This is a genomic window from Chitinophaga caseinilytica, from assembly GCF_038396765.1.
Lineage (GTDB): Bacteria > Bacteroidota > Bacteroidia > Chitinophagales > Chitinophagaceae > Chitinophaga > Chitinophaga caseinilytica.
The window spans coordinates 2,636,792-2,651,319 of the sequence record NZ_CP150096.1 but is presented as its reverse complement, the minus strand read 5'-3'; the positions used below and the strand labels follow the sequence as shown (position 1 = coordinate 2,651,319).

Sequence of the window (14,528 nt, the reverse complement as noted above, 5' to 3'; positions counted from 1 at the left end):
AAGGTTAATCTTGATCTTCGTGATACAATGCCAGTCCGTCCATCGGGTTTTTGAGCACCCTTCCCAGCTGCAGTTCGTAGAGGTTGCAGAGGGTTTCGAGGACGTCGCGGAAGTGGAAGGCAACGCTGCCCGTGAAGTGCAGGGGCACGGTCCAGCTTTCGCGGTATTTATAGAGGTGATTGAAAAAAAACTCGTTGAGGCTGTCTTCCAGGATATTTTCGACCATGAAATGCCCGCGGTTTTCGGCCAGGAAGGGCGTGAAAGACGCGAGATAGCGGTTGGGCAGGGGTTTGCGGTAGACGTTATCGAGGATTTCGTCGCGCTGGATGCCGAACTTCTGGTCGAACCGGTAGCGCAGGTCCCCGTCGAAGGTATCGTACAGGTAATATTGGAGCACTTTCTTCCCGAGATAGGCGCCGGAGCCTTCGTCGCCCAGGATGAACCCCAGGCCCGGGTTGTTCTTTTCTATCTCTTTACCATTATAATAGCAGGAATTGGAGCCGGTGCCGAGGATGCTCACGATGCCGGGCTCGTGGCCGCACAGGGCGCGGGCGGCCCCCATCAGGTCGTGCGTAACCTCCACTTTGGCCTTTGGCCACACGGTATGGAGGGCTTTATGGACCAGTTTCACGTTGTTTTCCGCCTTGCAGCCGGTCCCGTAGAAATAGACCTGGTCGGGCAAAACATCGTCCATCTGCGGCAGCAACTCCGCCCGGATGGCCTCTTCTATCTGTACGCTGGTAAGAAAATACGGGCTGAGGCCCTGCGTCATCCAGGTCTGCCGCTTCTTGCCGTCCGTCAGGCACCATTCCGTTTTGGTGGACCCACTATCCGCCACCAGCTTAACTTTCGAAGGCATATCCGATCGTTTATGAAATTAAGATTGAGATGTAGATGTTTTGCTTGTGAATATGTTATTTTTGTCACAAGTTAAACAAAAGGGTGGATTCCCCTCAACGTTTTAAATAATCATATGTCGGACAACAGAAGAATAAAAGTTTGGCTGCCCCTGATGTTTGCCGGTGTGCTGGCACTGGGGATGTACCTGGGGCACAAGATGCCCGCGGCCCGGAACGGTGATTCCGTCAGTTTTTTCGTCAATAGGAGAAGCTCCCTGCAGGAAGTGATCGACCTCCTGAAATATAATTACGTAGACACGCTCGACGTGGCCACCATCCAGGAAGACGCCATCGAAGGTCTCCTCTCCCACCTCGATCCCCACTCGGTATATATTCCCCCGGCAGACGTGCAGGAGGTGAATGAAGACCTCGACGGCAACTTCGAAGGCATCGGGGTGGAATTCAACATCATCAAGGATACCGTCAACATCCTCAGCGTGATCGCCGGCGGCCCATCGGATGCGGCGGGCGTGCTTACGGGCGACAAAATCCTGAAAGTGGACGATTCCGTGAACGTGGCCGGGAAGAACATCACGGCGGAAGCCATCCGCAAACTGCTGCGCGGCCCCCGCAATTCCACCGTTAAAACCCGCATGCTCCGGGGCGCCCGGGAACTGGACATCACCATCAAACGCGGCGTTATTCCCCTCAACAGCGTAGACGCGGCGTATATGACGGCCCCCACCGTGGGTTACATCAAGATCAGCAAATTCGCCGCTACCACCTACACCGAATTCCTCGAAGCTACCCGCAAACTGGAAAAACTGGGCATGAAGCAGCTGGTGATCGACCTTCGCCAGAACGGCGGCGGCCTGCTGGATGCGGCTACCCGACTGGCCGACGAGGTGCTCGACGGCAATAAACTCATCGTCTATACGCAGGGTAAAAACTCCCCGCGCCAGGATTACACCTGCTCCCGCCCCGGCGCGTTCGAGAAAGGGAACCTGGCTATCCTCATCGACGAAGGCTCCGCTTCCGCCAGCGAAGTGCTGGCCGGTGCGGTCCAGGATTGGGACCGAGGTATCATCATCGGCCGCCGGAGCTTCGGCAAAGGCCTGGTACAGGAGCCTTTCGAGCTGGACAATGGCGCTACCCTCCGGCTCACCATCGCGCGGTATTACCTGCCTTCCAACCGGAGCATCCAGAAAAGCTACGAAAACGGCCGTGAAGCCTATGAAGAGGATATCGCCAACCGATACAGCCATGGCGAATTCGTGAACGGCGACAGCATCCGCCCGGTGGATTCCAGCCTCAAATTCCGTAAACCCGGCCCCAGCGGCGCGATCGTTTACGGCGGCGGCGGCATCACCCCGGATATTTTCATCCCCTTCGATACCACCCGTTATTCCGAACTGCTCACCGAACTGTACAACCGCAACGTTTTCGGCGATTACGTGTATCAATATTATACCGCCAACGCCGCTGAATTCGCCGCTTTCAAGGACGCGTCGTCGTTCAACCGCGACTGGCAGGTGAATGATAAGATGATGGCCGGTTTCCGGACATTGGCCACGGAAGAAGGTGTGAAAATGGACCGCGCTTCGGCGAAAGACAACGAAGAGATCCGTACCCGTATCAAAGCCTTGCTGGCGCGCCAACGCTGGCGGACGGAGGGCTTCTACGAAGTAGCGAACGCCGGCGATCCCGCGATCACCCGTGCGGTGCAGGAACTGCAGAAAACCAAGTAGTTATCCCGATAACAAGTCAAAAGCCGGAGCGGAACCTTTCCTCTCCGGCTTTTTTCGTAATTTTGCAGCATGTTCCCCTATATCATTCGCATCCTTTTCGCGATATACCTTATTTACGTCCTGCTGCCTGATAAAAAGAAAAAGCAGTCATGAACATCCTTTGCCTCTTTTTCCATCCGTAAAATTTAACGCCCGGGCGACATAAATTCCACTGGCATGCATTTATTTTGCAGCACGATGAAGTATTACGTGACCTTATCCGCCTTAATCGTATTTGTTTCGTTTATCATTTTTTATCTTTTACCGGATAAAAAACGATAGCGCCCGAAAGCCTTTCCACATCAATCTTTTTTTGCCATTCCCAGTCCCGTTGCAGCAGTATCTTAATGCTTACCGGTGATTTCCAAAAGCCGCATGTACCGGATGCAGAACAGGGTCGTGAGCAGGTACACGCCCACCAGCCGGAGGTAAAACCAGGGATCGGCGAGCACGTCAGACCGTAAAATCACCCACAGCATTAAAAAGTTAAACGCCAGCACGAACGGCGCGCAGCGCGAAGCGTAGCTTCTCAGCTCGGGCTCGTCTGCCCCGGTGGCGAATTTGCGGGCCATCAACCATCCGAAAACGAATAGCGACGGGAGCCCGAAAAGCATGGACACGGCCAGCAAGAGCAGCGACAGCACAAAATCGAGCAGGATGCTGCCCGGCATGCGGTCGTAAATGGTGATAATGAAAATCAGCGGCGAAATGGCCACACTGGCCAGCCATATGCGCAAGGCATACCAGAAGGGTGCGGATTTCATAGGCGTACGGTTCGGTTATAGGGTATTCTGACCCAAAAATAAGGGTTCCCTGCTACCGGGCCTATGACATGAAAGGGGGAATCATCGATGCCGGACGCGCGCCCGCTCCTCTTCGTAGTCTTTGCGGAGATCGCGCAGCTCCTGTTCCAGCTGGCGTTTAGCCATTTTCTGCTCACGGTCGCTGCCATAGGCGCGCAATTCGAATTCGCGGGTGCGGCGGGCGCGATCGTTTTCGTAGGTCTGTTTCAGCTGTTTGAGGGCATCTTCCTCGATGATATTTTCCTGGACTTCATCCATTTTACGCTGGAGAACGGTCATTTTGCGGTCCATTTCACCGGCGGAAGCAGGGTCGCGGATGACGGTGCGTACCGTTTCCATCATATCTATGAGCACGGAGCGCAGCGCGGCGCCGTGTTGCGGGGAAGCTTGCGAGAAATCGAGCGTGGCGGGGTCGAAGCGGGAGAAGGCCGTGAGGATGCTGTCGCGCGTGGCTTGCGGGAGCTGGGCCAGGCCGCGGAGGTCTGTACCGGGAAAGCGGAACACATAGTTCCCGGGGTCGTTCTGGGCGGTGGCAAACACATGCAGGCTGCAAAGCAGCAACATCGTTATCAGGCTTCGTTTCATTGCTCGTTCCGGTTAGTTAGTTTCCCATCTGAACAATTGCTGTGCCAAACAGCAAAAATCCTCCCGGCCAGGAGCCGGGAGGATCTATATGCGTTTTCAACGTACGAAACTATTGCTTCGGTGCGGCAGCACTGTCGGTAGCCGGCGCCTGGTTCAGGCTGGTAGAGTCAGTGGCTTGCATGGAAGTGTCCGGCGGCATGGGCGATGTTTCTTCCATCGCCGGAGAATCGGTCGGAACAGCAGTAGAATCAGCGTTGTTGGATGCGTTGTTGTTGCAGGCCGCGAAAAGTCCGGCGGCGAATGCGAGCAGGAATAACTTTTTCATCTGAGATATGGTTTTGATGGTTTAATATTCCCTATCCGCGCAATGACTGTGCCAAACAAAAAAATCCTTCCGGTTTGCACCGGAAGGACCATATACTTTCATCAAACGCTAATTAGTGTTTGTGAGTGCTATCAGCTACAACAGCAGAGTCAGCAACTACAGCGGAGTCAGCTACAACAGCGGAATCAGCAACAACGGGAGCAACAGCCGGAGAATCGGTAGCTACGTTGGTAGAGTCGTTAGAAGTGGTAGCAGCGTTGTTGCAAGCTACGAATGCGCCAACAGCGATAGCGAGTACGAATAATTTTTTCATGTTGATGTTTGTTTTAAAACGCCGCAAAGGTATTCAAAATTCCTGTATTACAAAATAAATTTTAATGTAATACGGAGAAATTATTTCTTCCGGAAGAAAATCCGGATCGGAACTCCCTGGAAATTAAAGTTTTCGCGGAGTTTGTTCTCCAGGTAATTTTTATACGGCGTTTTGATATCGTCGGGCAAATTGGCGAAAAACGCGAAGGCCGGCGTATGCGTGGGCAGTTGCGTTACGTATTTGATTTTGATGGCCGTGCCGCGGACTACGGGCGGACGGTGCGCTTCGATCGCCTTGAGCATAATATCGTTCAACACGGAGGTCTGCACCTTGCGTTGGCGGTTGTCATACACTTCCAGGGCGGTTTCCACGGCTTTGAAGATACGCTGCTTCTCGATCACGGAACCGAAGATGATGGGCACGTCGGTAAACGGCGCGATGCGCTCACGCAGTGCCTTTTCGTAATCGCGGGCGGTGTTGGTCTGTTTATCCACCAAATCCCATTTATTCACGAAAATCACCAGGCCCTTGCCTTTGCGGGCGGCGAGGCTGAAGATGCTGAGGTCTTGCCCTGCGATGCCTTTTTCGGCGTCGAGGATGAGGAGGCATACATCGGCTTCGTCCAGCGCCTTGATGGCACGGATCACGGAATAGAATTCCAGGTCTTCGTGTACTTTGGCCTTGCGGCGGATACCGGCCGTGTCGATCAGCATGAAATCCTTCTGGAACAGGCGGTAGCGGGTATGGATGGTGTCGCGGGTGGTACCGGCGATGTCGGAAACGATGTTGCGTTCTTCGCCGATGAGGGCGTTGAGGAGCGAGGATTTCCCTACGTTCGGCTGGCCGATGATGGCGATCTTGGGGATGCCGTCGTTTTCATTGGTCGCCTGTTCTTCTTCGGGGATGAGGGCGGCGATATCGTCGAGCAGTTCGCCCGTACCGCTGCCGGTCATGGAAGACAGGAAATGTATGTTTTCGAAGCCCAGGGAATAGAATTCGGTGGCTTCGAGCTGGCGTTCGTGGTTGTCTACCTTGTTAACGGCGAGGTACACGGGTTTGGAGGAGCGGCGGAGCAGGTCGGCCACATCGGCATCGAGATCGGTGATGCCGGTGGTAACGTCGCACATGAAGATCAGCACGTTTGCTTCTTCCATGGCGATTTTTACCTGTTTGCGGATCTCGCGTTCGAACACGTCTTCGGAGCGGGATACGAACCCGCCGGTGTCGATGACGTTGAAGGTTTTGCCGTTCCAATCGGCGATGCCGTACTGGCGGTCTCGGGTAACGCCGCTGACGTCGTCGACGATGGCCTTGCGTTGTTCGAGCAGGCGGTTGAAGAGGGTGGATTTCCCAACGTTCGGGCGTCCGACGATGGCTACTGTGAACCCTGGCATATTATTCAGATTTTAAAGTCGTTGTTTACAATAATCCGTATTCACGGAGGTAATTATCGTTATCACGCCATTTGTCGCGCACTTTGACATGGAGCTCGAGGAAAACTTTCCGGTCGAGGAATTTTTCGATTTCCTGTCTGGCGCGGGACCCGATTTCGCGGATGGACCTTCCTCTTTCGCCGAGGATGATGCCTTTTTGCGTTTCGCGGGTTACGACGATATCGGCGGATATTTTGGTCAGTGTTTGTTTTTCCTGGAAGAGGGTGACTACCACGGCGGTGTGATAGGGGATTTCGTCTTCGAAGAGGTGGAAGATTTGTTCACGGACCATTTCGGCTACGAAGAACCGGGTAGAGCGGTCGGTGAGTGTGTCTTCCGGGTAGAAGGGCTCGCTTTCCGGGAGGAGCTGCACGATTTCCTTTTTGAGGAGGTCGATATTTTTCTTCTGGATGGCGGAGATGAAGATGACGGATTTGGCTTTGCCCCATGCGAGGCATTTGGCTTTGATGTCTTCGATGGCGGGGGCTTCGAGGTTGTCCATCTTGTTGATAACGAGGATGGAGGTGCCTTTGAGCTTGAGGGAACCGAAGAGTTCGAGGCATTCGTCGAGGTTATCGCGGCCATCCATGAGGAGGAGGGCGATATCGGCGTCTTCGAGTGCGGATTTCACGGCCGACATCATTTTCTCGTGCATTTTATACTTTGGGTCGATGATGCCGGGGGTGTCTGAGAAGACGATCTGGTAGCCGGGCTCGGTGAGAACGCCGGTGATGCGGTGGCGGGTGGTTTGGACTTTGGGGGAAACGATGGCGAGTTTTTCGCCGAGGATGGCGTTCAGGAGGGTTGATTTTCCTGCGTTCGGTTTCCCGAAAATATTGACAAAACCTGCGCGATGCATCATTATAAAATTTAATTCGTTGAACGGCCTCGGGGATGTGATACCGGGGAGTTCGGCTGCAAAGGTAGCACAAATAAAAAAAGCCGAAGTGGTTCGGCAAGATTCGATAGACGGTGCATTTTTGCGGATATCCGTACGTGTGACCCTGATGTTTATAAAAAAGTGAATCCCGCTCCGGGAGCGGGATTCCGACTTTCTTTCGTAGCGAGGAGGGGATTCGAACCTCTGACCTTCGGGTTATGAGCCCGACGAGCTACCTCTGCTCTACCTCGCAATGTGGTTGCAAAGGTAAGGGAATTATTTCTGTTGCCAAATATTTTTTGGGAATCGGGGGATTACTGTTGTTGGCGATTGGGCGGAAGTCTTCCCTGCGGCTGATTACAAGGGAATAAAAAAAATTTACACGCTGTACAAAATTGTGTTCGGGTGATGAAAACCGCAACATATTCACCCACCCCATCCAATATTCTTTACCAGTGTCGCCAGCGCCCGCCGGGTCTATTTGAAAGAAATCCGGGATGATCTCGAAGTTTTTCCTCTCTTTGAGTTCCTGGCAGAAATGCGTCATGCGCCATTCAAACCAGCCATCGCCATTTACGGGTGAAGCCATCATTTCTGCCGGTGAATTTATCTACACAAACAGTTGCGTTGGGGAGCCAGTGAATTTATCTACAAAATCAGTTGTGTTGGGGAAAAACCGAGATAGTAGGTAAAGAAATGATCAATCCATTCGGGTATTGGATTGTGATTGGGGCTTGAGAAAAAAAACGCATAAAAAAACCGCGAACACTTATTACTGTGATCGCGGTTTCTGCTGTAGCGAGGAGGGGATTCGAACCTCTGACCTTCGGGTTATGAGCCCGACGAGCTACCTCTGCTCTACCTCGCAATGTGGGTGCAAATGTAAGTGAAAATATTTCCTAAAGCGAAATTTATTTTCCATTCTTCCAGGGGAAATTTATTTAAACTACACCAAAACCATCCACTACAAAGGATCACAGCCGAAAAAATATTTTCTCTCGAATGCATGCAATGATCAACCGTTGACACACGAAACATCCTTGCTAATAACAATCTCATTTGTGTTTCTTGCTGCAGTTTGGCGGCAATTTCAATTCCCATGGAACAATACGTACATGTAAAACAACACATTCAGGCCGTAGCCATTTCCGTCGCCGAGGAAACTGAAACAGGCATAGCCTTTCCTGTTTGGAAGTTGTTCAACCAAATCGGAAATGAATGTATGTGTCCACGAGTCGGGCTTATTTCTGTTGCCACTACTCGCCAAGACACCCGATCGAAATGCGACAATTTCAATTCTGTCCTTTATACTGGATGACTGCAATGTCAATTCCATTGTAACAATACAATCACGAAATAATACAAACATACCGCGACCATCTCCATCACCGTGGAAATTGAATACTGACATGGCATTCCTGCCCGGAAGTTATACCGTCAAATTGGAAATGATTAAATGTGTTCCGCGAGTCGGGCTTATTTCTGTTGCCACTACTCGCCATGGAACACCCGATCGAAATGCGACAATTTCAATTGTGCCTTTGAAATTGGATGGCAGTAATGTCAATTTCCAATGAAACAATACAATCATGAAATAATACAAACATACCGCGGCCATCTCATCGACGCGGAAATTGGATACTGGCATGGCATTCCTGCTCGGAAGCTATACAGCAAAATCGGAAATGAATGGATGCGTTCGGCAAACCGTACTTACCGCAGTTATCACAGCCAGCTATGCCGATCCCGGTCGCAAATGCATTAACTTCATATGCGCTTCATGCTGCAGAATGTTCGTGGCTTTCTTTTCCAGTATATCCATAATTTCAGGAGACACATCGTAAAATCCGCATGCGTCGCAGATATCCGCAGGTACACCATGTACTACGAATACGGCGTCATCTCTTTCAAGATAAACGTTGACTTGTCCTCGTTCTCTTTTTCCTTTTTTGCATTGTGTACATTCCATGGTTCGTCAAAATTTTCGGTGAATAAAGCTCGTTTCCTTACCGGCTCATTTTTACCGAATTCGCTCAGAACAAACAGATGCATCGAGTATATCTGGAATATCCTTGCTTTCAACTTCATACATCAACTTTCATCACTGCACATATACCGTAATATCACCTACCCTATCTTTCATTTTACCATTCAATTAATCCGCTCATTTAATATCCCTTCCATCATCCTTTTTTCATGGGCTATTTCACCCATCAATCACCCATACCCGCCACTATTCTATCAATCCGCACATTCTACCATCCCTTCAATCCGCTCGTTTTAGTATCTTATCCATCATCCTTTTTGAATTGGCTGTTTCACCCATTAATCACCCATACCCACCACCATTCTATCAATCCGCACATTCTACCATCCTTCCAATAAGCTCATTTTAGTATCCTATACATCATCCTTTTGAATTGGCTGTTTCATCCATCAATCACCCATATCTGTCACTATTTTATCAATCCGCACATTTCACCATCCTTCAATCCGCTCGTTTTAGTATCCTATCCATCATCCTTTGAATTGGCTGTTTCACCAGTCAATCCACCACACTCTTTACCATTCTATCCATCCGCTCATTTCCATCCTATCCATCCGTTCATTTTTAGCACCTATCCGTAATCCTTTGAATTGCCAGTTTCACCCAACAACCTCCCCACTCACGAAAGCACACACCTCTCCCACCCCAAGCCGCACACCAGCCCAGGGATATGGATGCAGGCAGCCAGGCCGTTCCAGCCGGCTGCCTGTACTTATCATCGAAATAACATGGATTAGTTTAGTGACGCATCAAAACGGCAGCTCCTCCGTCACGTCTTCCGACACCGGAACCGCCAGTCCACCCTCCGGAGAACCCTCGCCCCCAGGCTTCCCTTCCAGCCGCGGACCGTGATTCAACAACTGCACGTTCGTGACCCGCACCTTCAGCGCACAAGCCGGCGAACCATTCTGCGTCGTGTACATATCCAGGAAGGGCACTCCCTCCACATACACGTACGTCCCCTGCAGCAGATATGCCCCCACCGCATTCGGCGCCCACATCGCACAGTCTGCCCAGATCGTGCGCTCCTGCGCCACGCCCTGCGCATTCTTGTAACGCTCATTATGCGCCACACTGAAATTCAGCACCTGCTTACCGTTCACCTCATGCAAAACAGCATTCTTGCCCAGGTGACCGATCAATTGAATCTTAATCATTGTTTGTGATTTAGGTTAACAAATAAAAAAGTTGGCTATGGGAATTATTCTATCAGAAAGCAGTATCGGGTTAACGAATTGTAAGTTAAAGCAATTTTTAAACACGAAAAATTATTTCGGCATTTTTCAGGCGCTATAGCTACCTTTGCCCAGAATACGGGCCCGTAAACGGCCCTTTTCACCTCGGGGTGCCTTACTATCAGGCTGAGATCAAACCCGTTGAACCTAACCAGGTAATGCTGGTAAGGAAAGGTAAGCGGCTCATTTCCTACTTACCTGTTTTTATTGCGATAGTACATCGGCGCGGCCCTCACCGGCCCAGCTCCGCTATTGGTCATCGAACCTTAAAACCGTCATAAACAGGAACCGATCATGAAACATCTCCTGCTCTTTGCCCTGCTTTGCTGCACCACCGCCGCACTGGCACAAAGAACACTCTCCGGCACCGCCACCGACGCGCGCACCGGCCAACCACTGGAAGGCGCCACCATCGCCATTCTTAACGGCCCCTCCGCCATCACCGACGCCAGCGGCCGATTCTCCCTCCCACTTCCCAAACAGCAGCCCGCCATCGTTCAGGCCAGCTTCCTCGGATACGCCCCCAGCAGGGACACCCTCCGCAAAGGCACCTCCACACTGCATTTCACCCTCTCCGAAACCGGACTGTTCGTGAAACCCGTGGAAATCACCTCCCTCCGCGCCGGCACCAACTCACCCTTCACCAAGTCCGAGCTCCGCCGCGAAGACATCGCCAAACAAAACCTGGGACAAGACCTCCCCCTCCTCCTCAACCAACTCCCGTCCGTCACCACCAACTCCGACGCCGGGGCCGGTATCGGATACACCGGCCTGCGCGTCCGTGGCTCCGACATCACCCGCATCAACGTCACCGTGAACGGCATACCCATAAACGACGCGGAATCGCAAGGCACCTTCTTCGTGAACATGCCCGACTTCGCCTCCTCCGTTTCCAGCATCCAGCTGCAACGCGGCGTAGGCACCTCCACCAATGGCGCCGGCGCTTTCGGCGCATCACTCAACCTGTCTACCAACGAATTCCGCGACAAGGCATACGGCGAAATCAACGCCTCCTACGGCTCGTTCGACAGCTGGAAAACCACCATCAGCGCAGGGTCTGGCCTGATCAACGATCACTTCACCGCCGATGTGCGCCTGTCAAAGGTTTCGTCTAACGGGTATATAGACCGCGCCACCTCCGACCTGAAATCCTTCTACACCTCCTTCGCCTACATCGCCGGCAAATCCTCCATCCGCCTCAACGTCTTCTCCGGCAAGGAAAAAACCTACCAGGCCTGGACCGGCTCCACCGACGCAGAAATCAAGGAATTCGGCCGGACGTACAACCCCAACGGGAAAATGGACAAAGGCGGGTTCTACGACAACGAAACCGATAATTATCAGCAAGACCATTACCAGCTGCTGTTCAACCACGCCTTCCGGACGAACCTCCATTTCAACGCCGCACTGCATTACACCCGCGGCAAGGGTTACTATGAAAACTGGCGGGAAAACGACTGGTACGTGGATTATGGCATCACCGGCCCCGTACACGATGGCGATACCACCCACCAAAGCGACCTTATCCGCCAGTTGTGGCTCGACAACCACTTCTATGGCGGCATCTTTTCCATCCGTCACGACCTCAAAAAATTCACCTGGACGGCAGGCGGCGGCTGGAACAAGTACGAAGGAAACCACTATGGCAAAGTGATCTGGGCGGAAAAAGGCGGGTTCGATAAAGACTTCCGCTGGTATGACCTCGACGCGCTCAAGACCGACCTGAACGTATACTGGAAAGGTGAATACGCGGTGACCAGCAAGCTGAAACTCTTTGCCGACCTGCAATACAGGCACGTCAACTACGAACTCGACGGCTTCCGCAAGAACCCGGGCATCCGTCAACATAAGAAATACGATTTCTTCAATCCCAAAGGCGGCGCCACTTTCACCATCAACGAAAAACAGCACGTATACGCTTCTTACGCCATCGGCAACAAGGAACCGAACCGCGACGATTTCGAAGTGGGCGGCGCGCAGGCCCCGCTGCATGAAACCCTCCGCAACCTGGAAGCAGGCTACGTTTGGCGCGGCGCCAACGCCGGCGTTCAGGCGAACGTGTACTACATGAACTACCGCAACCAGCTCGTGCCCACCGGCCGCATCAACGATGTGGGCGCTTATGCCCGCACCAACATCCCGGAAAGCTATCGCCTGGGGATCGAAGTGGAAGGACAATACACGCCCGCCGCATGGTTCACCGTTCAGGCGAACGCTGCTTTCAGCCGCAACCGGCTCAGCGCATTCACCGAGTACCTCGACGATTGGGACAACGGCGGCCAGAAACCGCAGACATACGAAAGCACGGAAATCGCGTTCTCCCCTTCTTTCGTGGGCGGCGCTACGCTGACGTTCCGGCCGTTCAAAGGGTTTTCGGCAGACCTCGTGGAGAAAGGCGTAGGCCCGCAGTACCTCGACAATTCAGGCGATAAAAACCGCCGGCTCGATGGCTACGCCGTTACCGACCTGCGCCTCAACTACACCGTTCCGCAGCGGATCTTCCGCGAGCTGGGCCTCCAGTTCATCGCCTACAATCTTACCGACAAACAATACGCGCCCAATGGCTACACCTACGGTTACCTGGAAGGCGGCACCATGAAAGCGATCAATAATTATTTCCCCATGGCGGGCATCAATTTTATGGCCGGTGTGAAAATCGGTCTGTAACGTTTATGAAAACCATATCCGAACCAAGTATTGAAGCCGGCGCACAACGCCGGCTTCGTCTTTTTATGCCGTGCGCATTTCGCCGGGCGTCTTGCCCGTCCACCGTTTGAAGGCTTTGAGGAAAGCGCTCGACTCGTTGTAGCCGAGCATATACGCGATGTCTTTGACGGAATGATGGCCGGAACGGAGATAATCCAGCGCCAGGGCTTTGCGGACTTCGTCCTGCACCTGCAGGAAAGTAACACCCTCGCCTGCGAGCTTACGTTGCAGGCTCCGCGGGCTCATGCTGAAATTTGCCGCCACGGATTCGAGGGACGCGGAATAGAGATAGGAATTGGTTAGCAGGTATTGAAAGATGCGTGCATGAAAGTCTCCCGCCGGCTGGGCACCGGCTTGCAGCGCATGGACCTGTTGCAGCAAAATGCTTTGCAGTTCGTAGTTGGCCGACAGGATTTCCTGGTGCAGCCAGCTGTTGTCGAACGTAAGGATGAGCGCTTCGCCTTTCTTTTTCAGCGGGCATCGCAGCACCCGTTCGAACTCCGCCGTTTCCTCCACATCGTAAGGCAATTGCACGGTGATGGGCGACAGCCGGCGCATGAGCAGGCCGTCCAGTTCATGCACCGCGAACACGGCGATGAAGGCGCTGAAATGTTTGAAAGTATGGGGATGATCGGCGGCTTTGACGGGATCGGCCACGAAGCTCATGGAAAACTGTTGGGCACCGTGATCGGTCTGCATGCGGAACATATCGGTGAGCAGCGGCGTCAATGCACCGGCGTGCGCCACAGCTTCGCCCACGGAATTGCTGGTCTGGATGATCTGGCCCACCACGCCCAGGGCCGCCAGTTGCATGGCTTCGCCGAAATGCAACCCGAAGAGCGGATCATCTGCCGCATGGGCGGCGTTTTTCCAGAGGCTGTTGATTTCGGTGGCGGTTACGCTCACCTTATGCCCTTGCTGAAGAATGCGAGCATCGATGTTGGACAGGGCGCATAATCGTTTGGGATCGGCGCCGCGTTGCGTGGCGTAGGCTAATAATGCGCGAAGTAATTGTTGCTGATAATCCTGCATGGCGGAAGTTTTCACCAAAGTTAGAACGGCGTGGCGGGAAGATACGATGGTTGTCGTGAAATGACAATTGATTGTCGCCTGCGGATAACTCCCGGGCGGGTGGGCCGCGCTACTTTTGTATCATCAAATCAAACGAAAACAAATCAAAACACAAACACCATGATACCTTTAACCACCACCTTACGCATCAACGGCATTTCTTCCCTGGCAACCGGCCTGCTGCTGGCAATTTTCCCCGGTGTAGCCGCAAACATCTTCGGCGTTACCGCCACCGCTCCCTTCGTCGCCGTCGGGCTGTTCCTCGTCGTTTTCGCTTCGGGCGTGCTTTTTGTGGCGCAACGTCCTACTCCTGCCGCCGTAAAATGGATCATCCGGCTGGATACGATCTGGGTGATCGGGAGCGCCGTGGCCATCATCTTCCTCTTTTCGCTGATCTCCGGCATTGGCACGGTACTGATCGCCGGTGCGGCGCTGTGGGTGGCCGCCATGGCCGTTCTCCAGCAGAAAGGAATGCGCAGCTTCGCCACCGCCTGACATCACGAT

Annotated in this window: 14 protein-coding genes, 2 tRNA genes and 1 riboswitch; of the genes, 3 read left to right on the top strand and 13 right to left on the bottom strand. The window is 52.9% G+C overall.

Going from position 1 to position 14,528, the window contains the following annotated elements; translation table 11 throughout:
- Positions 1-4: 4 nt before the first annotated feature.
- A complete protein-coding gene (locus WJU22_RS11095; protein ID WP_341843304.1) occupies positions 5-859 on the bottom strand; it encodes an N-acetylglucosamine kinase in 855 nt (284 codons plus the stop codon).
- 114 nt (positions 860-973) lie between these two features.
- Here WJU22_RS11095 and WJU22_RS11090 point away from each other — a divergent pair, with 114 nt between their 5' ends.
- A complete protein-coding gene (locus WJU22_RS11090) occupies positions 974-2,587 on the top strand; it encodes a S41 family peptidase (protein WP_341843303.1) in 1,614 nt (537 codons plus the stop codon).
- Between the two features lie 383 nt (positions 2,588-2,970).
- Here the strand turns inward: WJU22_RS11090 and WJU22_RS11085 are convergent, their stop codons facing one another.
- The 11 genes from WJU22_RS11085 to WJU22_RS11040 all read right to left on the bottom strand — a co-directional run bounded on the left by WJU22_RS11085 (position 2,971) and on the right by WJU22_RS11040 (position 10,169).
- The gene (locus tag WJU22_RS11085) at positions 2,971-3,390 is read right to left on the bottom strand and encodes a hypothetical protein (protein WP_341843302.1); all 420 of its coding nucleotides are present in this window, start codon (positions 3,388-3,390) and stop codon (positions 2,971-2,973) included.
- 81 nt (positions 3,391-3,471) lie between these two features.
- Positions 3,472-4,014 (bottom strand): hypothetical protein, encoded by a 543-nt coding sequence (locus WJU22_RS11080; protein WP_341843301.1) that lies wholly within the window; start codon positions 4,012-4,014, stop codon positions 3,472-3,474.
- 109 nt (positions 4,015-4,123) lie between these two features.
- Complete coding sequence (locus WJU22_RS11075) at positions 4,124-4,339, bottom strand: hypothetical protein (protein WP_341843300.1); 216 nt, start codon at positions 4,337-4,339, stop codon at positions 4,124-4,126.
- Between the two features lie 112 nt (positions 4,340-4,451).
- The gene (locus WJU22_RS11070) at positions 4,452-4,652 is read right to left on the bottom strand and encodes a hypothetical protein (protein WP_341843299.1); all 201 of its coding nucleotides are present in this window, start codon (positions 4,650-4,652) and stop codon (positions 4,452-4,454) included.
- A gap of 80 nt (positions 4,653-4,732) precedes the next feature.
- The gene (gene der / locus WJU22_RS11065; RefSeq protein WP_341843298.1) at positions 4,733-6,046 is read right to left on the bottom strand and encodes a ribosome biogenesis GTPase Der; all 1,314 of its coding nucleotides are present in this window, start codon (positions 6,044-6,046) and stop codon (positions 4,733-4,735) included.
- Positions 6,047-6,071: 25 nt separating this feature from the next.
- Positions 6,072-6,947: a GTPase Era gene (gene era / locus WJU22_RS11060; protein WP_341843297.1), complete on the bottom strand. Its 876-nt coding sequence runs from the start codon at positions 6,945-6,947 to the stop codon at positions 6,072-6,074.
- A gap of 199 nt (positions 6,948-7,146) precedes the next feature.
- A tRNA-Met gene (locus WJU22_RS11055) sits at positions 7,147-7,218 on the bottom strand.
- The gene (locus WJU22_RS11050) at positions 7,198-7,557 is read right to left on the bottom strand and encodes a hypothetical protein (protein ID WP_341843296.1); all 360 of its coding nucleotides are present in this window, start codon (positions 7,555-7,557) and stop codon (positions 7,198-7,200) included. The genes WJU22_RS11055 and WJU22_RS11050 overlap by 21 nt, the downstream gene beginning before the upstream one ends.
- Positions 7,558-7,761: 204 nt before the next feature.
- Positions 7,762-7,833: transfer RNA gene (locus WJU22_RS11045), tRNA-Met, on the bottom strand.
- A gap of 867 nt (positions 7,834-8,700) precedes the next feature.
- Complete coding sequence (locus tag WJU22_RS27255; RefSeq protein ID WP_425165450.1) at positions 8,701-8,934, bottom strand: type II toxin-antitoxin system MqsA family antitoxin; 234 nt, start codon at positions 8,932-8,934, stop codon at positions 8,701-8,703.
- Between the two features lie 827 nt (positions 8,935-9,761).
- Positions 9,762-10,169 (bottom strand): single-stranded DNA-binding protein, encoded by a 408-nt coding sequence (locus WJU22_RS11040; protein WP_341843295.1) that lies wholly within the window; start codon positions 10,167-10,169, stop codon positions 9,762-9,764.
- A gap of 174 nt (positions 10,170-10,343) precedes the next feature.
- Positions 10,344-10,436: riboswitch (TPP riboswitch) on the top strand.
- Between the two features lie 105 nt (positions 10,437-10,541).
- Here WJU22_RS11040 and WJU22_RS11035 point away from each other — a divergent pair.
- Entirely contained in the window at positions 10,542-12,914 is a 2,373-nt protein-coding gene (locus WJU22_RS11035) for a TonB-dependent receptor (RefSeq protein WP_341843294.1), read from the top strand.
- Between the two features lie 63 nt (positions 12,915-12,977).
- Here the strand turns inward: WJU22_RS11035 and WJU22_RS11030 are convergent, their stop codons facing one another.
- Positions 12,978-13,985, bottom strand: a complete 1,008-nt coding sequence (locus WJU22_RS11030) for an AraC family transcriptional regulator (protein ID WP_341843293.1) — start codon at positions 13,983-13,985, stop codon at positions 12,978-12,980.
- A gap of 159 nt (positions 13,986-14,144) precedes the next feature.
- Here WJU22_RS11030 and WJU22_RS11025 point away from each other — a divergent pair, with 159 nt between their 5' ends.
- The gene (locus tag WJU22_RS11025; RefSeq protein ID WP_341843292.1) at positions 14,145-14,519 is read left to right on the top strand and encodes a hypothetical protein; all 375 of its coding nucleotides are present in this window, start codon (positions 14,145-14,147) and stop codon (positions 14,517-14,519) included.
- The last annotated feature ends 9 nt before the right edge of the window (positions 14,520-14,528 follow it).

Coding starts and splice junctions, on each gene's coding strand:
- WJU22_RS27255 (WP_425165450.1), bottom strand. CDS start 8,934: ATGGAATGTACACAATGCAAAAAAGGAAAAAGAGAACGAGGACAAGTC.
- WJU22_RS11085 (WP_341843302.1), bottom strand. CDS start 3,390: ATGAAATCCGCACCCTTCTGGTATGCCTTGCGCATATGGCTGGCCAGT.
- WJU22_RS11090 (WP_341843303.1), top strand. CDS start 974: ATGTCGGACAACAGAAGAATAAAAGTTTGGCTGCCCCTGATGTTTGCC.
- WJU22_RS11080 (WP_341843301.1), bottom strand. CDS start 4,014: ATGAAACGAAGCCTGATAACGATGTTGCTGCTTTGCAGCCTGCATGTG.
- WJU22_RS11075 (WP_341843300.1), bottom strand. CDS start 4,339: ATGAAAAAGTTATTCCTGCTCGCATTCGCCGCCGGACTTTTCGCGGCC.
- WJU22_RS11070 (WP_341843299.1), bottom strand. CDS start 4,652: ATGAAAAAATTATTCGTACTCGCTATCGCTGTTGGCGCATTCGTAGCT.
- era (WP_341843297.1), bottom strand. CDS start 6,947: ATGATGCATCGCGCAGGTTTTGTCAATATTTTCGGGAAACCGAACGCA.
- WJU22_RS11095 (WP_341843304.1), bottom strand. CDS start 859: ATGCCTTCGAAAGTTAAGCTGGTGGCGGATAGTGGGTCCACCAAAACG.
- WJU22_RS11030 (WP_341843293.1), bottom strand. CDS start 13,985: ATGCAGGATTATCAGCAACAATTACTTCGCGCATTATTAGCCTACGCC.
- WJU22_RS11040 (WP_341843295.1), bottom strand. CDS start 10,169: ATGATTAAGATTCAATTGATCGGTCACCTGGGCAAGAATGCTGTTTTG.
- der (WP_341843298.1), bottom strand. CDS start 6,046: ATGCCAGGGTTCACAGTAGCCATCGTCGGACGCCCGAACGTTGGGAAA.
- WJU22_RS11025 (WP_341843292.1), top strand. CDS start 14,145: ATGATACCTTTAACCACCACCTTACGCATCAACGGCATTTCTTCCCTG.
- WJU22_RS11050 (WP_341843296.1), bottom strand. CDS start 7,557: ATGATGGCTTCACCCGTAAATGGCGATGGCTGGTTTGAATGGCGCATG.
- WJU22_RS11035 (WP_341843294.1), top strand. CDS start 10,542: ATGAAACATCTCCTGCTCTTTGCCCTGCTTTGCTGCACCACCGCCGCA.